The sequence below is a fragment of the Pseudomonas sp. DR 5-09 genome (genome assembly GCF_001655595.1).
In the GTDB taxonomy this organism is placed as follows: Bacteria; Pseudomonadota; Gammaproteobacteria; order Pseudomonadales; family Pseudomonadaceae; genus Aquipseudomonas; species Aquipseudomonas pharyngis.
Map to the genome: position 1 here is coordinate 3,486,953 of NZ_CP011566.1, position 18,196 is coordinate 3,505,148.

Sequence of the window (18,196 nt, forward strand, 5' to 3'; positions counted from 1 at the left end):
GTGTCTGAACCGCCCTGGCCCATCGAGTCCCCATGCGCTTCCTCGCCCGTACCCACCCTCGCCTGTCTGCCGCTGCTTTGTTTGGGCTTGCCGTCGGCCTGCTCACACCCGCCGACTCCGTCATCAGCAAAATCCTCATCGGCTGGAATGCCGGGATCTGGACGTACCTGATCCTGATGCTTTGGCTGACCATCCGCGCCAAAGCGCCGGACGTCAAACGCATCGCCGAAGTCGAGGATGAAAATGCCGGGCTGGTGCTGTTCGTCGTCTGTATCGCCGCTTTGGCCAGCCTGGCGACCATTACTGTCGAACTGGCTGGCAGCAAGGACCTGGAAACCACCCGAAAACTCCTGCACTACGGTTTTACCGCATTGACCGTGATTGGCTCATGGCTGCTGATCGGGGTGATCTTCTGCGTCCACTACGCCCGTCTGTTTTACACCTGGGACGGCAAGGAGCCGGCGCTACGCTTTTCCGAAGGCCTGACGACACCCGATTACTGGGACTTTCTGTACTTCTCGTTCACCATCGGCGTCGCTGTGCAGACGGCAGATGTCGGCGTGGCCACGCGAGAGATCCGCAAGATCGTGCTGGCACAGTCGTTGATCGGGTTTGTGTTCAACACGGCGATTCTCGGGTTCTCGATCAACATTGCGGCAGGGTTGTTTGGTTGACAAAAAATACTCCATGAACAGCACTCATGCTTCACCTTTTTCTCGGTTTGTAAACTGTCAGGTATGACAGTTTACAAACGCCGGTCTTAAGCGCTCTGATAGGGAATCCGGGAAGTTCCATTACCTGGATATCCAAAATGTCATCAATGCAGAGACAACTTTTATGAAAAATATCAAAAGCATGGCCAAGGCCGGTAATTGCTCTGGAACCGTTGGCGTTGACAAGCCATTCAATGCTCAACTGGTAGAGCTGACATCGAAAGTATTTCCCCCTCCATTTGGTTCAGCTTTGGTCATGTTTGCCAGGCATCGCGAACCACACCCGAGCTACAAAACAAAAGAAATCTATATTTCGTTCGGTAGAAGTTTGGCGAATGATGAATACATTGTCACACCAGAGTCCAATCAGGTCCGTATCACCTTTGTCGATAACACTGTATCGACGGAGCCTTTGATTTATTCGCAGAAAAGCGGAGTCGCAACGTTGGCATTTGACAGTGAAGAAAGCATTTTTTCGGGAGAATTGACAAATGTCGTATTGCTGAATCAGGACGAAGAAGACGTGGAGCTGCTGGTCAACCTAAAATTCAGTGCACGCGGTGATGTCTATAACGCAGGATTCAATAAGAATTCGAAGGTTGCTTGAGACGCATGAATATTGGCACGCAATAAAAAAGGAAGCATTGCTTCCTTTTTTATTGATCTCTTATTACAGAGTCGTCTAAAAGTTATAACGGGCACCAATATTCAAGCCTATTGGCCGCTCTATATTTTTCCCGTTGCTGTAGTCCGCATCAAAGTGCACCTGCAGGCGGTCGGTCATGGCAATTGCCACGCCAACGGCCAGTTCACCTCGACTGCCCGACAAGTCATTGTTGAATACATTGTTGTTGACCTTGACCTCATTGTTTTTCGCGAACTCGTGTGCCATCGCGACACGGGCGTAGGGTTGAACTTTCAAATCGCGTTCGAGCACAAATGTGCGTCCCACGGTCATGCCGGCCTCACCCAGGAGTGATCGAGTACGGTCGCCATCGGCTTGCATGTCGTTTTCCAGGGAGAAATGCTTGCCCTCAATGACCACGCCGGACCACTTGGTGTAGGGCTCAATGAAAACACCATCATCCAGTTTGATGTGCCGCCCCAGCTCGACTGAACCACCCAGTCCCGTGTTGTCGTAATCGCCCTTGGCCCTGCCACCGTCACTCAAGCCGACTTTTGCGTCGTTGCGAAAGCGGTTCACCTTGAGCACAGCATCAACGTAATAACCGCTGAGCGGGTCAATCCAAGTGAGGTAGGTTCCCAGATAATTGCTTGTAACCGTGCCGGAAGTGCCGCCATCCAGGTTCAGATCCGACTTGCTGTGCCCTGCCATCACGCCGATCAGCCATTGTCCGTCTCCAAATGGCAGTGGAGTATCAGCGCCTAACGTAAAACCCTGCTGGGTTTGTTGGTAGCCGACACCTGAGGCATCGGCGACATTGTATTTGTTGCCATAGGTACGCCCCCAGGCACCACCTTGCCCACCGTTGAAACGCAACTCGCCCATGCGCGAACGAAGTGAGGCAAGTTCGCCATACCACACGGTCGGCGCAGTGTTGAATAGCGCCAACACCGAACGCGCTCCAGGGCTGACCGTTTTGGTTGTGGGGTCAAGAATCCAGTCATTGCCGTTTTTTTCCAGACCGTATGAGTAGGTGCCAAGGTCGACAGGACGATTCATGAAGAACTCCGCATCGCCCCCGGCAGTCTGAACCACCCGGATCGGTTGACCGGCCGCCGGATCAACACCGGAACTGCTGATTGCGAGCTCATGGCGACCCGTCGCTGTCCCCGTCACATTCAGCAAGTCTGTCTGACCCGTGGTGAAGTCAGTGCCCAACTCGAAACGGCCAGCTCCCGCCAGTTGCCCGACGTTCAATTGATAAAAAGCATTGTCAGCGCCGAAGCGCACGGTGCCACCGTTCAAAGTAAGGTTTTCAATCTGGCCATCGCCCACCAGAACCCAACGAGATGTGTCGTTGATGGTTGCATGAGAAACGTTTTCCAAACGCCCGGTCAGCGCCGAGTTGTTTTGCAATACCAATTCAGCCGTGCTGCCAGCTTCATTGATGACATTGCCATTCAAGGTACTGTTATTCACCGTCATCGAGGCCGTTGCACCGCCCCGTACATCCAGTATCGTGCCGTTGCCTGCCACCAGATTCGCATTGTCCAGAGTGATGGTCGCTCTGGACGATCCAGCGTTGGCAAAGTCGACCAGAATGGCGGAGCCCGTTACGCCTTCAACGGTTGTATTGGCAAGGCTCAGTGTCGCAGGCTGGATGGAGTTACCGTCCAGCCCAACGATTACACCGGTTTGTCCTCCTTTGATTGTGCTGTCCGTTGCCGTTGCCTGACCGCTGGCCTGGCGCAACCCATAACTGCTGGCACCCGTTGCTTGAAGGGTTGAGTCGACAATATCCAGACGACTGAACGCGCTAACCAATGCGCCGCCCGTCACGCCGGTTATGACGCTTTTGCCGCTTACGGTGGCAGTCGATCCGGTCAGGGTACTTGCGTCACGCACAACCTGGAGCCCGATCCGATTGCCATTGATCGTGCTGTTTTTAATGCTGCCATCGCTGTTGACAAGTGTCACCGCTGCCAAACCACTTACACCTGAAACGTTCGCGCCGCTCAGATTAACTTGTGAACCATTGCGGGCAGCAATTTGTTGGGTATTACCCGCGTTGACATTGAGTACTGAAGCATCCGTGTTGATAAACAAGGTGTCAGCACCATTGACATTCAAGGTTGCATTGGAAGTGAGCGTCCAGTCCTCGGGAGTGCCTCCAGTAATCGTTGTGGTCCCTCCGATCAGAGTTCCTGCGATGGCCATTTGCGAAAACGGAGCCAGAACCGATGAAAGCACTAGCCCCCAACGGATATCGTGTAGAAGTAAATTCAATACTGTTCTTTGCATAGTGAACACCTGTTATTTAAGGCAGGCCACGGAGAAAGGGCCATGAAAACGAGGCTCGCTAAGCTAGCTTGAAATAGCGCCAATTTATGTAGGATTAATCTCTTTTTTTCTTCGGAAAGGTCCACCATAAAACTTTTATACGGTGAACAAAGTAACAGCAGACAGCACGCCCGACTCACCGGTCGCACTGTCTGCCGCCCGCTTCAAGGTGCGGGGTAAACCTCGTCACAGAACTGCGCCTCACTGTTTGTCAGCAGGATGAAATGCTGCGCCTTTGCTGAATCGGGAGTCGGTGTTGTACCCGAACGAGTAATGGTATAAGACAGCACTCCGTTTGCCCGGTTGGCTGGTTTGAAGTGTGTTGCATATGTACCAATGTCAATGGGTGCGCCTGCATCCGGATAAGGATCAGGTACGTCTAGCTCTGCTTCAGTATCCGTCCCTGGAACCAGTACTGGAGGAGTGGTATCAGTATACGCTGCGAAACTCAACGTAATTTTTTTGCCAGGAACGGTGTAGGCACTTTTCGGAATGATGACACGCAAGTTCCGCCGAGAAGTTCCGTCACCGGCTCCCCAGTTCAATGTCGCACAACCGATTCTTTTCAGTGGACCAGCAAGATTTTGCACTTCAGGTGCCGGTGTCTGGATTGGAAACGCAGCAACAGGAATATCTTTTGGAGTACAGGAAATCGGGTTGGGATTGCTATCACTATGAAGTATCCAGTGGACAGGTTTGGTGCCTGGACCTTGAGTGAATATAGTGCTCCAGGGTAAAGGCGCCGGTAGTATTGTGCCCTCATCACCGTCCTTCAGTTCGAAAGTTCTCACCAACTCACCGTCATAGTAGATCGAAGCTTTCCAACCTTCTTCGGTAGGAGGGGCGGCGAACAGTTCGACAGAAAGCGTCGCATCATTCCCGTAGTCCGATTCCTCTACCTTGTCTGTACTACCGCCCGCAAACTGCAATACAGGTTGCTTAAGATCAGGGTTGTCCGGATCGGGCTCATTGGGATTGACAGGGCCGATGTAGAAGATATTGACAAGGGTCGTGTCCTTGTTGCCACCAATACGTCGATTGCCTCTGAACATGGCATAACTGAATTCGGTTGTTTCATCACCGTCGGTATTGCCGTATACCTTCTTGATCGTGGCATAGGGTACATCCCAGATCAGCTTTCCACCAACGGCGCCACTGACGGGTTTCTCACCCAACTCCTCACTACCCCAATAAGCCGCCAAGGTGTCTGTTGGCGCATTCGGAACAGGCACTTCGGCCTCAAGAGTAACGCCCTGATTGCAGTCAGCCAGATCAATCAGATCGTCTGCAGCCAGTGGTACTACCGGAATTTCAAACACCGTCGGATCGGCAATCCGTCTGATTTCGCGGGTGACGGGACTCGATTTTTTTCCCACGTTACCGGCAAGATCCCTTACTTGATAGATAACCGAGTTATTACCCTCTTCAGCGTCAACGTAGGCTTGGATGGGTATCGTAAATTCACGGGAAGCAGGCAAGGTGACTTTAAGTACCGGCTCGTCAATCTCCGGAACCGGAGCCTTGCCAAACCAGGCCCACAATTCGTCCGTGGCGTGATAATTGCCGTAAGCCGCAGCAGTCAAATTGATACCGTTCGGATTATTCGCGATGACGGCTTCGTCGATGACGCTGCCAGGCGGGATGGAGGCCGGGTAATTGGCCGCCTTGGGAGAAAGATTGGAAGCCGGCTCTTTGACTCTGTAAGGCGCCGTCCGGTCAATGATGTATGTCTTAATATCCGAATGGCCTTCATTGACTGCACCGTACCAGTAGATATATTGAACTTCGTATTCTGTTGGAGTCTCCGGTGTCGTTTTCTCGCTCATCCATTCCCCTAACGGAATGTTTTTTTGCAAAGGCCATTGGCGAGCGGCAATCGGCCCCAGTATTTGCATGGGTTCGATGTCGAGCCAGGGGGTTGTGCCTTTTACACGAATTTTGAACTCGATCAGATCATCTTCATCTTCTGGTTCAGTTGGCTTTGGGATGGTGTACACAAGTGGCGCGGCAAGCGCTGCCACCGGAATACGCAAGTCGCCGCCAGGCAGCGTTTGTGCAGGAATGGTAACGGCTGGAGGATCTGCGAACGCTCCAGATGCGCCATAACTTTTCTGAAGTAAAACCCTCCTGGACAATATAGCTTTTTCAACCCGACTGTTCATTTTAAAACTCCCGCTATTAAATTTATCAAGACGTTATATTTTCGATTACCGCTTTCCCAACAGTACTGCTCAAAACTCACTCACCGTCGAACTTCAAGGGCCGCAGGGCAGTTCTTGACCCGGCAGAATTCTGTCAATTTTTGCCAGTGCGACCTCGGACGTTCCTACTAGTCTTCTTCCACGATACATTCGATAAATAACAGTGACCGAGGACTCCCTCTCCATGGGTTTTATATGTACATCGTAGGGCTCCACCAAGAGCGAATATCCTTCACGAATGTCCTTGTCAGTCAGACTAGTCCGTACATTTCTCCATCTCGCGCGAACGATCTCCAGGCCGCTGCCATTTGGCGAAGAATAGCCTCGCCAGGTCACTTCACATCGATCGCCTGTTCTAAATAAAGTTAATGGAGGAACACGAATATGTATGCCTTCCCAAATCGGCGGAGTTGTTTGGCAGTTGTAGTAACCCCAGATATCGGTATTCAAAAATTCGACACCTTCCAGATCGACCGGTACAGGCGTGCGATCAATCGTCAGGTTCCGCCGCTGTGATTTGGATGGATTATCGGCCGTGTCTAAAAGGTCATACCAGAGTTCTCCGACGCCATCATTCAACAAGTGCTCGGGGCCGATATGTATCCTGAACTCAGGCCGCATATCTTCGGGGCGGTAGATGTTCTGGATTTTTACCGGGGTTTGGCCGGGCTGCTCAAAGTTCACAGTCAGAATATCCCGCTCCCCGGGATCGGTGGCCGGCTCTTTCCAGAGGGGGACGACAACGTCAATCCCCGTGAGGAGTAACTCGAGCGGAATCCATCCCTCCGGATCGATTACCGGATCGTCTACGCCGTCGACCTGCGGCGGATCGAAATCCAACGGATCACTTGAGATCATGAGCAAAACCCTTCTTGAACATGGCTGAATGTCAGATATTGCATTGACTGGGCGCTGACCAGATTAAGCGCCGTGTCGAAGCGATCGCCAACTGTCAGATCTGACAGGTCTTTCTACCGTCGGTCGGTTTTTCTTGTGAGGAAGCGGTTTTTCTGACTTGACGAGGAGCCGAGAAACGGCTTTCCTGAAACCGGTTTCATGGCATAACAACAAGGTCCACCCCCTATGAATGACTTCTCCAGCGCCCAGCGCAGCCGCGTCACCATGCTCGACGTCGCCGAACACGCTGGCGTGTCCAAGGCCAGCGTCTCGCGCTTCATCGGCGATGACCGAGCCCTGCTCTCCGATGCCATTGCCCGGCGCATCGAGCAGTCGATTGCCGAACTCGGCTACCGTCCCAATCAAATGGCTCGAGGCTTGAAGCGCGGCCGCACCCGCCTGATCGGCATGCTGGTGGCCGATATCCGCAACCCCTATTCGATTGCCGTGATGCACGGGGTGGAAACCGCCTGCCGCCAACACGGTTACAGCCTGGTGGTGTGCAACACCGACCGCGATGACGAACAGGAACGCCAGCACTTGGCGCTGTTGCGCTCGTACAACATCGAAGGGCTGATCGTGAACACCCTGGGCCATCACCGGGATGAGCTGGATGAGTTGAAGCGGGAAATGCCGCTGGTACTGGTGGATCGCAAAGTCGATGGGCTGGAAAGCGACATGGTCGGGCTGAACAACCCGCAAGCCATCGAGATGGCGCTCGAACATCTTCAGCAACGTGGCTATCGCGATGTACTGCTGGTGACCGAACCCTATGACGGCACCAGTTCGCGGATCGAGCGGGTCAGCAGCTTTCAGCAGCAGATTGGCCAGCGCGAAGACATGCGTGGTGCAGTGCTGGAAACCGGCTCCAGTCTGGTTAAAGACCTTCAAACCTTTTTGAACACACCTGATTCAGGCCTGAAGGCCCTGTTCTGCGCCAATGGCGTGGCGGCGCTGGCCTGCACCCTTGCCTTGCGCGAGATCGGCTGCCGGTTATTCGAGGATGTCGGGCTGATCGCGCTGGATGATCTGGATTGGTATCCGTTGGTGGGCAGCGGGATTACTGCCCTTGCCCAGCCAACTGCCGAGATTGGGGCGCAGGCATTTGAGTGTTTGCTCAAACGGTTGCGTGGTAATGATGAAGCGGCGCGGACACTGGATTTTGCGCCGGTGCTTATTGAGCGCGGTTCGACCCGTGGACTTTGTGGTGACTGACACGGCCTCTTCGCGGGCAAGCCCGCTCCCACAGGTATTGGGGTGTACCTGAGAATTGTGAGCGACCCGCTATCTGTGGGAGCTGCGGTGCGACGATTCGACTTGCCAGCGATGAGGCCAAAAAGAACAACACAGCCTTGGCTGATTTTTTTTGAACAAAAATGAAACCGGTTTCAGAGGTAAATAACAATGAATAAACCCGCCGTTTCCAGCAATTTCCCCAACCAAGGCTCGACCCATGTGTCATGCACAGATCATGACTCTTTTGCCCAAGTGATTAAACCCGCCGTTTCCAGCAGTTTCCCCAACCAAGGCTCGACCCATGTGTCATGCACGGATCATGACTCTTTTGCCCAAGTGACTAAACCCGCCGTTTCCATCAGCCTGTCCAGCTACGGCGCTGACCTCGTTCGCCGCAATGGTCAGGCTTCGTTCATCGAGGTGCTGGCCGCTGCCGGGGCCAATCGCATCGAGTGGCGCGAAGAACTGCTGACCAACGAAGTCCCCGATCTACTCGCCACCGCCACACACGCTCAAGGCCTGCAGAGCATCTATTCCTCACCCACCGAACTGTGGCTGGCCGGTCAGTCGCGACCCAATCCCGAACTCATCACCGCGCTGCAAAATGCCGAGGTTTTCGGTTCCAAGTGGCTAAAGGTTTCCCTGGGCTTCTTCACCGACAACAACGATTTGCAGACCCTCGCGCAAATTCTTGCGCAGAGCCCTGTGCAACTGCTGGTAGAGAACGACCAGACCCTGCACGGCGGGCGGATCGAACCGTTCCAGCGTTTCTTCGCTGCCGTCGAGCAACACAACCTGCCGATCAAGATGACCTTCGACATCGGCAACTGGCAGTGGCAAGACCAGTCCGCCACCAGCGCTGCACGACTGCTTGGCCGCCACGTCGGCTACGTGCATTGCAAAGCCGTGGCTCGCCGTGCCGACGGCAAACTGGTGGCAGTACCGCCCGCCGCCACCGACCTGCATCTGTGGGAACAACTGCTGCGGCACATGGCCCAAGGCGTTATGCGCGCCGCCGAATACCCGTTGCAGGGCGATGACCTGGTGCAGCTCACCACCGAACACGTCGCCGCCCTCGCCCGCCTCGGCCAATCCCGTCTGGAGCCTGCTCATGTCTGAGATCGATATTCTGTCGTTCGGCGAAACCATGGCCATGTTTGTCGCCGAACAGAGCGGCGATCTGGCAGCGGTTGAGCAGTTCCACAAACGGATTGCCGGGGCGGACAGCAACGTCGCCATCGGCTTGTCGCGGCTGGGCTTCAGGGTCGCGTGGCTGAGCCGGGTCGGTGCTGATTCGCTGGGACGATTTGTCGTCGAAACCCTGGCCCGTGAGGGACTGGATTGCAGCCATGTCGAAGTCGACAAGGCTCATCCGACCGGTTTCCAGCTTAAGTCGCGCAACGATGACGGCAGCGATCCGACGGTCGAGTACTTTCGTCGTGGCTCGGCAGCCAGCCATCTGTCACCGCAGTCGATCAACCCAACGTTATTAAGCGCCCGGCACCTGCACGCCACCGGTATTCCTCCGGCGCTGTCCGCGTCGGCGCGGGAAATGTCCCATGCACTGATGACGCGCATGCGCGACGCCGGGCGCAGCGTGTCGTTCGACCCGAACCTGCGCCCGAGCCTGTGGGCCAGCGAACGGGAGATGATCAGCGAGATCAACCGTCTCGCCGCCCTCGCCCACTGGGTGCTGCCGGGGTTGAGCGAAGGTCGCTTGCTGACCGGGTTTGAGGACCCGGCGGATATCGCGGCGTTTTATCTCGATCAAGGTGCGGAAGCCGTAGCGATCAAGCTCGGGCCGCAGGGTGCGTATTACCGCACCCATCTGGATCAGGGGTTTGTCGCCGGCGTGCCGGTCCAGACCGTGGTCGATACGGTGGGGGCCGGGGACGGATTTGCGGTGGGGATGATCAGCGCCCTGCTGGAGCACCAGAGTTTTCCCGAGGCGGTCAGACGCGCCAACTGGATTGGCAGTCGAGCGGTGCAGAGCCGTGGTGATATGGAAGGTTTGCCGACCCGATCCGAACTGTCTGCTGAATTCGAGGCCACCAATCGCGAGCAGGCTCGCTCCCACACAGGATCGGGTTCCAACTCAGACCCCTTGTGGGAGCGAGCCTGCTCGCGATAGGGCCAGTACAAACAACCAATCAATTGAACCTGCTGCGACAAAAACAACAAGCTCAGGAGCAAGACCATGAAAACCGCAACCCTCGCCACCCGCCGCTGGTGGTACATCATGCCGATCGTGTTCATCACCTACAGCCTGGCGTACCTGGACCGGGCCAATTACGGGTTCGCCGCCGCCTCCGGGATGGCCGCCGACCTGATGATCACCCCGGGCCTGTCCTCGCTGCTCGGCGCGCTGTTCTTCCTCGGTTACTTTTTCTTCCAGGTGCCCGGCGCGATCTACGCGCAAAAGCACAGCGTGAAGAAGCTGATTTTCGTCAGCCTGATCCTCTGGGGTGGGCTCGCCACGCTGACCGGCGTGGTCTCCAACGCCTATTGGCTGATCGTCATCCGCTTCATGCTCGGCGTGGTCGAAGCGGCGGTGATGCCGGCGATGCTGGTCTATCTCTGCCACTGGTTCACCCGCGCCGAACGCTCGCGGGCCAACACCTTCCTGATCCTCGGCAACCCGGTGACGATGCTGTGGATGTCGGTGGTGTCGGGCTATCTGGTGCAGCATTTCAGCTGGCGCTGGATGTTCATCATCGAAGGTCTGCCGGCAGTCCTTTGGGCCTTTATCTGGTGGAAGCTGGCCGATGATCGTCCGGCCCAGGCCAAGTGGCTCAACGACCAGGAGAAGCACGATCTGGAAAGCGCCCTGGCTGCCGAACAGGTCGGGATCAAAGCGGTGAAGAACTACGCCGAAGCCTTCCGTTCGCCGAAGGTGATCATTCTGGCGCTGCAATTTTTTTGCTGGAGCATCGGCGTCTACGGCTTCGTGTTGTGGCTGCCGTCGATCCTCAAGGCCGGCGCGCAGATGGACATGATCGAGGCCGGCTGGCTCTCGGCCCTGCCTTATCTGGCGGCAGTGATCGGCATGCTGCTGGTGTCCTGGGGCTCGGACAAACTGCAAAAGCGCAAACGCTTCGTCTGGCCGCCGCTGTTGATTGCCTCGGTGGCGTTCTACGGTTCCTACGCCTTGGGCGCGGAGCATTTCTGGTGGTCGTACACGCTGCTGGTGATCGCTGGCGCCTGCATGTACGCGCCTTACGGGCCGTTCTTCGCCATCGTCCCCGAGATCCTGCCGGCCAATGTCGCCGGCGGTGCGATGGCGCTGATCAACAGCATGGGCGCCCTCGGTTCGTTCGGCGGATCGTATCTGGTCGGCTACCTGAACAGCTCCACCGGTTCGCCCGGTGCTTCGTACCTGTTGATGAGCGGCGCGCTGATGCTCTCGGTGGTGCTGACGATTTTTCTCAAGCCCGGCGCCAGCGACCGGGTGACGGCCAAGCGCGTCGCACCGTGTCCGCAGCCGGCCCATTCCTGAATTGATAGAGAGATGACTGCGATGAAAAAGCAGGTTGTGCTGTACAAAAAACTGTCGCCGGCGCTGATGGCGCGCCTTGAGGAACAGGTCGATGTGACGCTTATCGACAGCCTCGACGCCGATGGCCTGATGAAACTGCGCGACGCCCTGCCCGGTGCCCACGGCTTGCTCGGCGCGAGCCTGAAACTGGACGCGGCGCTGCTCGATCTGGCACCGCAGCTGGAAGCGATTTCCAGCGTCTCGGTGGGCGTCGACAACTACGACATCGACTACCTGACCCGGCGCAAAATCCTGCTGACCAACACCCCGGACGTGCTCACCGAAACCACCGCCGACACCGGTTTCGCCCTGATCCTGGCCAGCGCCCGGCGCGTGGTGGAACTGGCGAACATGGTGCGCGGCGGTCACTGGCATCGCAGCATCGGCCCGGCGCATTTCGGCACCGATGTGCACGGCAAGACGCTGGGCATCATCGGTATGGGGCGGATCGGTGAGGCGCTGGCGCAGCGGGGGCATTTCGGCTTCGGGATGCCGGTGATCTATCACAGCCAGTCGCGCAAACCGGCGGTTGAAGAACGTTTCGATGCGCAGTACCGCAGCCTGGAGGACCTGTTGCAGCAGGCGGATTTCATCTGCCTGACCTTGCCGCTGACAGCGCAGACTGAAGGTTTGATTGGCGCCGAGCAGTTTGCGTTGATGCGCCCGGAGAGCATCTTCATCAATATTTCCCGGGGCAAGGTGGTGGACGAGGCGGCGCTGATCGACACCTTGCGCCATAACCGGATTCGCGCGGCGGGGCTGGATGTATTTGAGCGTGAACCGTTGAATCATGACTCGCCGTTGTTGCAGCTGAACAACGTGGTGGCGACGCCGCACATGGGCTCGGCGACCCATGAGACGCGCGAGGCGATGGCGCGGTGTGCGGTGGAGAATCTGTTGGCGGCGTTGGCTGGGAAGAAGCCGATGAATCTGGTGAACTCATCAGCTTGGCAGAGCTGAAGCTTTCAGCGCTTGTACCGGCCCTTTCGCGAGCAGGCTCGCTCCCACAGTGTTCTGCGGTGTACACAATACCTGTGGGAGCGAGCCTGCTCGCGAAGGGGCCAGTAAAGACAACACAGAACCTTCAGGCACTGCGCACTTGCAGAAGCTGCGCAGCACAAAAGGCAATCCGCGAACACGCATCCGCCAGTTTCACTCTATCCACCACCAGCCCGATGCGAATATGCCCCGCCGCACTGGGCCCGAACGCTTCCCCTGCCAGCACCGAAACCCCATACCCCTCCAGCAGGCGCTCGGCAAAGTCCTGCGCGCCGAGCCCGGTCTGGCGCACATCGACCATCACGAACATCCCGCCATCCGGCTTGATCGGGTACAACCCCGGACACCCACGTAACCGCTCGCACACCAGATCCCGACGCAAGCGGTATTCCTCGCGCATCTGCGTCACTTCCGGCAGATCTTTCTCCAGCGCGATCTGCGCCGCTTTCTGCACAAAGTCCGGCAGCCCGAACAGCATGCTCAGCGACAGATTCACCAGATGTTCCGCCAAGGGTGTCGGCCCGATCATCCAGCCGATCCGCCACCCGGTCATGGCATGGGATTTGGATAGGCTGTTAATGGTCGCCGTGCGCTCGGCCATGCCCGGCAGGCTCGCCGGGCTGACGTGCTCGCCTTCGTATAACAATTCGCTGTAGACCTCATCGCTGATCAGCCACAAGTCATGACGAATGCACAGCGCTGCCAGCTCCTGCCAGATCAACAGCGACAGACTGGCGCCGGAAGGATTGTTGGGGCTGTTGAGCAGCATGGCGCGGGTTCGGGGCGTGATTAGTGCCGCGACATCCGCCGGATCGACGCGAAAACCATTCTCCGGACGAACCGGCACAGGCACCACGGTTGCGCCGCAGGCACCGAACACGCCTTCGTAGGTCACGTACATCGGTTCGGCAACGATCACTTCATCGCCCGGATCCAGCAGACATTGCGCCACCGAATACACCGCGCATTGCGCGCCGGGCAGCACGATCACCTGCTCGGCATCCACATCCTGGCCGCTGTTGCGTCGATGGCGCTCGGCGATCTGCTTGCGCAGCTCCAGCCGGCCGCGCACGTCGGAATAATGGGTATCGCCCGCCAGCAGGCTGTCGATGGCGCCGTGGATGATCGGCAGCGGCGTATCGAAATCCGGATCACCCACGGACAGCAGCAAGACATCAATGCCCTCGGCGCGCAGCTCCAGCGCTCGGTCGTGAATCCGCCAGGCCGCTGCTCCCTCCCCGGCGATTCGTTGGGTCAAGGCTGAATAGCGCATGTACGTCTCCTGATTGCGCGGTCTCCAGCCTTCACCCTAGGTCAAATCACAAAGCGCGCCACCATCGCATTCAAATCCACCGCCAGGCGCGACAGTTCGTGGGTCGCGGCGCTGGTTTGATTCGCGCCGGCGGCCGATTGGGTGGCCAGGTCGCGGATGTTGACCAGGTTGCGGTCGACCTCGCGGGACACCTGCGCCTGCTCTTCCGAGGCGCTGGCGATCACCAGGTTGCGCTCGTTGATCTGGTGAATCGATTGGGTGATCTGCTCCAGTGCAACACCGGCGGCGCGGGCCATTTCCAGGGTGGTCTGGGTGCGCTGGTTGCTTTGCTGCATCGACTCGACCGCTTCACCGGTTCCGTTCTGGATGCCGGCGACCATTTTTTCGATTTCCTGGGTCGATTGCGCAGTGCGATGGGCCAGGGCGCGAACTTCGTCCGCTACCACCGCGAATCCGCGCCCGGCTTCACCGGCACGGGCCGCTTCGATGGCGGCGTTGAGCGCCAGCAGGTTGGTCTGTTCGGCGATGGCGCGGATCACGTCCAGCACCTTGCCGATGTCGCGGCCCTGAGCGGCCAGGCCTTCGATCATTTGCGCGGTGTTCTGCACGTCGTGGGTCATGGTCTGGATCGCGTCGACGGTTTTCACCACCTGATCGCGACCTTCACGGGCGGCGTGGGTCGACTGGTTCGAGGCTTCGGAGGTCGACACCGCGTTGCGCGCAACTTCTTCCACCGCTGCGGTCATTTCGTTGACGGCAGTGGCGGCCTGTTCGATTTCGTCGTTCTGCTGTTGCAAGCCACGGGACGCTTCTTCGGTCACGGCGCTCAGTTCTTCGGCGGCGGCGCCCAGTTGCGTGGCGGAGCCGGCGATCTGCTCGATGGTTTTGCGCAGGTTGGTCTGCATCGCCGCCAGCGCTTCAAGCAGGCGCGCCGGTTCGTCCTTGCCGTCGATTTCGATGGCTTTGGTCAGGTTGCCGCCAGCGATGGTTTGCGCGGCAGCGACGGCGCGGTTCAACGGGGTGACGATGCTGCGGGTCAGCAGCCAGGCCAGCAATACGGTCAACAACGCGGCAATCACAGACACCGCGATGATGCCGGTAATGGCACTGTTGTAATACTCACCCGCCTGAGTGGAAGCGGTCTTCGCGTCGGCGGCGTTGATCGCGATCAGCTTGTTGAGTTGTTCGCCCATCTTGTCGGTGCCGTCCTTGATCTTCGTGTTGATCAGGGCGCGCATCTCGTCGAGCTTGTCCTGGCGCGACAGCTCCATCATCTGATTCTGCGCTTGCACATAGTTGTCGAGAGTCGTCGAAAACTCCTGATATAACGCGCGTTCCTCCGGGCCGGCCGGCAGTACCGCGTAACTGGCCTGGGCAGCGCGCACCTTGTCCACCAGCACACCGATGCGGGTCTGGGCTTCCTGCAAACCGGCCGGTTCGCGGTTGACCAGAATGCGGAACGAGAGAATCCGCAGGCGCAACACGTTCTCCGTAACCACCGCGAGTTGGGTGACGCTTGGTAACTGCGTCGAGTCCATCTCCAGGGAAGCCTGACGGATGATCGACATGCGATTGACGGCGAACACGCCGAGCACGATCACCAACAAGGCAATGAAGGCAAAACCGAGGAAGGCACGGGGCGCGATATTCAGATTACGCAGGGACATAGGAGGACTCTCGGATAGTTGAAACTACGAGCGTCCATGCCGTTATCACGGGCCCGTGGGCGGGCTTCGTTCCGGCGTCACTGTTCTGGAAATTTTCGTGTGCGCCTGATTTCTGTATCGGCCAGGCTTGAGGAAGTTTGCGGGGAAAGATGAAATATTTTTCACGGCGCTGCGGGTGTTTCAGCGCTGAAACACCCGTCGTTTCAGATGATGACTGACAGGTCAGGCCGGAGTTGCAATACGCCATACGCGAGCAATATCTGTTGCACGTTCACGCAACAGGCGCGGGGCTTCGGCGCAGGCCTGTTCAAGGGTCATCGGGCCGCTGGTGACCGCGAATGCAGCGTCGATGCCGTGATCGTAGAGCGCTTGATAGCCCTCGCCGAGGGTCCCGGCGATGACGATCACGGGGACGCCGTGTTGCTTGGCGATCCGCGCCACGCCAAACGGGGTTTTGCCGCGCAGGGTCTGGGCATCGAAGCGCCCTTCGCCGGTAATCAGCAGATCCGCGCCCTTCACAGCGTCGGCCAGGCCAACCAGTTCCGCGACCACTTCAACACCGGCCTGAAACCGTGCGCCGAGAAACGCCTTGGCGGCAAAGCCCAATCCACCTGCGGCACCGCTGCCCGGTTCATCCCGTACATCCTTGCCCAGCGCTTGCGCGCAGAGTTCGGCGAAGTGACCGAGGGCCTGATCCAGTTGTTGCACTTGCGCCGGGGATGCACCCTTCTGCGGGCCGAAAATCGCCGACGCGCCGTGGGGGCCGCACAGCGGATTGTTGACATCGGCGGCGATGTCGAAACGCACTTGCGTCAGACGCGGGTCGAGCTCGCTCAGGTCCAGACGCGCAAGTTGCGCCAACGCCAAACCTCCCGGCACCAGCGATTGCCCTTGAGCATCCAGCAGTTTCACGCCCAACGCTTGCATGGCGCCGGCGCCACCGTCGTTGGTGGCACTGCCGCCGATGGCCAGAATGACTCGCTGCGCGCCGGCATCCAGCGCGGCGCGGATCAGCTCACCGGTGCCGAAGGTGCTGCTGATGCACGCGTCACGCTGCCCCGGCGGCACCAATTGCAGACCGCTGGCCTCGGCCATTTCGATGATTGCGGTGTGGTTGTGTGGCAACCAGCCCCACGCGGCTTCGACCGCTGCGCCCAACGGGCCGCGCACGCGGGTCCGGCGCAGTTCGCCTTCGCACGCGGCGAGAATCGACTCCACCGTGCCTTCGCCACCGTCGGCCATCGGGCACTTGACCAGCGTCGCCTGCGGCCAGACCTGCGCCAGTCCCAGCGCAATGGCCTCTGCAACGCCTTGGGCACTCAGGCTGTCCTTGAACGAATCGGGGGCGATGACGATTTTCATGCGAATTCTCCAGTTCCAATGCCCCTCATGCTGCCAGTCGCCTTGCCGGTTGACGCCTGTCCGCTGCACAAGTCGTGCAGGCGTTTATTGTTCATTTCGACAAATCGTCGGTCTGCGGCAGCAATTGCACACCCAGATACAACGCCAGCATCCCGTCGAGCTTCAACGGATCGACCCCGCTCAACTCGGCAATCCGCTCCATCCGGTAACGCAGGCTGTTGCGGTGGATACCCAAGGCATCGGCGCAAGCCTGGCTCTGCCCGTCGTGATCGCACCAACTGCGCAGGGTCGCGAGCAACTGGCCGTTGCTGTCCTTGGCGATCACTTTGCGCAACGGTTTGAGCAGTTCATCCAGCGCATCGTCGTTGCGATGGCGCCAGAGCATCACCGGCAAGCGGTAGCGATTGAGAGTCAGGAGCCGTGAACGCGGCAGCACTTCGCGACCATAGGCGAGCAGATCGCCGACCCGCCGATAGCAACGGCGCAACCCGGCCAGCCCGTCGGCCTGCCCGCCAACCGCGATACGCAGAATGTTCCAGCCCAGACCATCGAGTTTTTCCAGCAGGCGATCATGCTCGACGTTCTGACTCGCCGGCCGGCACCACAACAGTGACGACTTGGCCGAGCTCACGCACCAACTGTCGGGATAGCGCGACACCAGCCAGGCACTCAGCGCCTCGACGGTTTGCCCCGGCCCGTGCTCCAGCCCCAACTCGAACAGATACGGCACCCGCGTCAGTTGCGGTTTGAGCCCTAGCTGCTGGGCTTCATCCACCAAACGCGGCGAATCCCCTGCTTCACTCAACAGCAGTGCCAGCAAATCATCGCAACGCTGCCGCCGCCATTGCTGTTCGGATTGCTGGTTGCGCTGGCCGACCAGCATTTCAGCCGTCATGCGCACCAGCTCGGCGTAAGTGCGCAATTGCTCCGGCTCGCCGGTGATACCGAGCACACCGATCAAACGCTGATCGAGCAATAGCGGCAGGTTGATCCCCGGTTGCACGCCTTTCAAATGCACGGCGGTCTGCGCGTCTATCTCCACCACCCGCCCGTTGGCCAGCACCAGTTGCGCGCCTTCGTGGCGGGTGTTGATGCGCTCCGGCTCGCCACTGCCGAGGATCAGCCCCTGGCTGTCCATGACGTTGACGTTGTACGGCAAAATGGCCATGGCCCGGTCGACGATGTCCTGGGCGAGGTCGTGATCGAGTTCGAACATAGGGGCTGGAATCCTTGAAAACAGGCGCGGACGGTTGTTCACCCGCACAGGGTCTGGCGGCAAACCCTGTGCTCAGGCACAAAGACAATCCGGCCAAAGGTGGCCGAGACTCTCAGGGCGATCAACGTTACC

14 protein-coding genes are annotated in these 18,196 nt (G+C 58.3%); 7 read left to right on the forward strand and 7 right to left on the reverse strand.

All coding sequences use genetic code 11. From position 1 onward, the window contains the following. Positions 1 to 32: 32 nt before the first annotated feature. Complete coding sequence (locus PDR5_RS15530; protein ID WP_011334304.1) at positions 33 to 674, forward strand: DUF1345 domain-containing protein; 642 nt, start codon at positions 33 to 35, stop codon at positions 672 to 674. Between the two features lie 163 nt (positions 675 to 837). Next, positions 838 to 1,320, forward strand: coding sequence for a hypothetical protein (locus tag PDR5_RS15535; RefSeq protein ID WP_064596883.1), 483 nt, complete (start codon positions 838 to 840; stop codon positions 1,318 to 1,320). A 75-nt stretch (positions 1,321 to 1,395) separates the two neighbouring features. On the opposite strand, the gene PDR5_RS15540 is transcribed toward PDR5_RS15535, so the two are convergent. From PDR5_RS15540 to PDR5_RS15550, 3 genes are all read right to left on the reverse strand, one after another. Beyond that, positions 1,396 to 3,639 (reverse strand): autotransporter outer membrane beta-barrel domain-containing protein, encoded by a 2,244-nt coding sequence (locus PDR5_RS15540; RefSeq protein WP_064596885.1) that lies wholly within the window; start codon positions 3,637 to 3,639, stop codon positions 1,396 to 1,398. Positions 3,640 to 3,842: 203 nt separating this feature from the next. Continuing rightward, positions 3,843 to 5,840 carry a hypothetical protein gene (locus PDR5_RS15545; protein ID WP_064596887.1) on the reverse strand — a complete coding sequence of 666 codons (1,998 nt, stop codon included), beginning with the start codon at positions 5,838 to 5,840 and terminating at the stop codon, positions 3,843 to 3,845. 93 nt (positions 5,841 to 5,933) lie between these two features. After that, entirely contained in the window at positions 5,934 to 6,737 is an 804-nt protein-coding gene (locus tag PDR5_RS15550) for a hypothetical protein (protein WP_064596890.1), read from the reverse strand. A 225-nt stretch (positions 6,738 to 6,962) separates the two neighbouring features. Between PDR5_RS15550 and PDR5_RS15555 the strand changes: the two genes are divergently transcribed. From PDR5_RS15555 to PDR5_RS15575, 5 genes are all read left to right on the forward strand, one after another. Further along, positions 6,963 to 7,991: a LacI family DNA-binding transcriptional regulator gene (locus PDR5_RS15555; RefSeq protein ID WP_064596892.1), complete on the forward strand. Its 1,029-nt coding sequence runs from the start codon at positions 6,963 to 6,965 to the stop codon at positions 7,989 to 7,991. A 357-nt stretch (positions 7,992 to 8,348) separates the two neighbouring features. Beyond that, positions 8,349 to 9,131, forward strand: coding sequence for a sugar phosphate isomerase/epimerase family protein (locus tag PDR5_RS15560; protein ID WP_064596894.1), 783 nt, complete (start codon positions 8,349 to 8,351; stop codon positions 9,129 to 9,131). Further along, a complete protein-coding gene (locus tag PDR5_RS15565) occupies positions 9,124 to 10,143 on the forward strand; it encodes a sugar kinase (RefSeq protein WP_064596896.1) in 1,020 nt (339 codons plus the stop codon). Before PDR5_RS15560 ends, PDR5_RS15565 begins: the two co-directional genes overlap by 8 nt. Before the next feature lie 66 nt (positions 10,144 to 10,209). Then, positions 10,210 to 11,508, forward strand: coding sequence for an MFS transporter (locus PDR5_RS15570; RefSeq protein ID WP_064596897.1), 1,299 nt, complete (start codon positions 10,210 to 10,212; stop codon positions 11,506 to 11,508). 21 nt (positions 11,509 to 11,529) lie between these two features. After that, positions 11,530 to 12,507: a 2-hydroxyacid dehydrogenase gene (locus PDR5_RS15575; RefSeq protein WP_064600846.1), complete on the forward strand. Its 978-nt coding sequence runs from the start codon at positions 11,530 to 11,532 to the stop codon at positions 12,505 to 12,507. A 124-nt stretch (positions 12,508 to 12,631) separates the two neighbouring features. Here the strand turns inward: PDR5_RS15575 and PDR5_RS15580 are convergent, their stop codons facing one another. The 4 genes from PDR5_RS15580 to PDR5_RS15595 all read right to left on the reverse strand — a co-directional run bounded on the left by PDR5_RS15580 (position 12,632) and on the right by PDR5_RS15595 (position 18,064). Further along, the gene (locus PDR5_RS15580) at positions 12,632 to 13,819 is read right to left on the reverse strand and encodes a pyridoxal phosphate-dependent aminotransferase (RefSeq protein WP_064596899.1); all 1,188 of its coding nucleotides are present in this window, start codon (positions 13,817 to 13,819) and stop codon (positions 12,632 to 12,634) included. A gap of 41 nt (positions 13,820 to 13,860) precedes the next feature. Next, a complete protein-coding gene (locus PDR5_RS15585) occupies positions 13,861 to 15,486 on the reverse strand; it encodes a methyl-accepting chemotaxis protein (RefSeq protein WP_064596901.1) in 1,626 nt (541 codons plus the stop codon). Between the two features lie 222 nt (positions 15,487 to 15,708). Then, positions 15,709 to 16,848 carry a glycerate kinase gene (locus tag PDR5_RS15590; RefSeq protein WP_064596903.1) on the reverse strand — a complete coding sequence of 380 codons (1,140 nt, stop codon included), beginning with the start codon at positions 16,846 to 16,848 and terminating at the stop codon, positions 15,709 to 15,711. 91 nt (positions 16,849 to 16,939) lie between these two features. After that, positions 16,940 to 18,064: a sugar diacid recognition domain-containing protein gene (locus PDR5_RS15595; protein WP_064596905.1), complete on the reverse strand. Its 1,125-nt coding sequence runs from the start codon at positions 18,062 to 18,064 to the stop codon at positions 16,940 to 16,942. Positions 18,065 to 18,196 lie beyond the last annotated feature (132 nt).

Bases quoted from the DNA above. Each gene is read 5' to 3' on its own strand.
- PDR5_RS15530 (WP_011334304.1), top strand. From the start codon at position 33: ATGCGCTTCCTCGCCCGTACCCACCCTCGCCTGTCTGCCGCTGCTTTG.
- PDR5_RS15535 (WP_064596883.1), top strand. From the start codon at position 838: ATGAAAAATATCAAAAGCATGGCCAAGGCCGGTAATTGCTCTGGAACC.
- PDR5_RS15540 (WP_064596885.1), bottom strand. From the start codon at position 3,639: ATGCAAAGAACAGTATTGAATTTACTTCTACACGATATCCGTTGGGGG.
- PDR5_RS15545 (WP_064596887.1), bottom strand. From the start codon at position 5,840: ATGAACAGTCGGGTTGAAAAAGCTATATTGTCCAGGAGGGTTTTACTT.
- PDR5_RS15550 (WP_064596890.1), bottom strand. From the start codon at position 6,737: ATGATCTCAAGTGATCCGTTGGATTTCGATCCGCCGCAGGTCGACGGC.
- PDR5_RS15555 (WP_064596892.1), top strand. From the start codon at position 6,963: ATGAATGACTTCTCCAGCGCCCAGCGCAGCCGCGTCACCATGCTCGAC.
- PDR5_RS15565 (WP_064596896.1), top strand. From the start codon at position 9,124: ATGTCTGAGATCGATATTCTGTCGTTCGGCGAAACCATGGCCATGTTT.
- PDR5_RS15570 (WP_064596897.1), top strand. From the start codon at position 10,210: ATGAAAACCGCAACCCTCGCCACCCGCCGCTGGTGGTACATCATGCCG.
- PDR5_RS15575 (WP_064600846.1), top strand. From the start codon at position 11,530: ATGAAAAAGCAGGTTGTGCTGTACAAAAAACTGTCGCCGGCGCTGATG.
- PDR5_RS15580 (WP_064596899.1), bottom strand. From the start codon at position 13,819: ATGCGCTATTCAGCCTTGACCCAACGAATCGCCGGGGAGGGAGCAGCG.
- PDR5_RS15585 (WP_064596901.1), bottom strand. From the start codon at position 15,486: ATGTCCCTGCGTAATCTGAATATCGCGCCCCGTGCCTTCCTCGGTTTT.
- PDR5_RS15590 (WP_064596903.1), bottom strand. From the start codon at position 16,848: ATGAAAATCGTCATCGCCCCCGATTCGTTCAAGGACAGCCTGAGTGCC.
- PDR5_RS15595 (WP_064596905.1), bottom strand. From the start codon at position 18,064: ATGTTCGAACTCGATCACGACCTCGCCCAGGACATCGTCGACCGGGCC.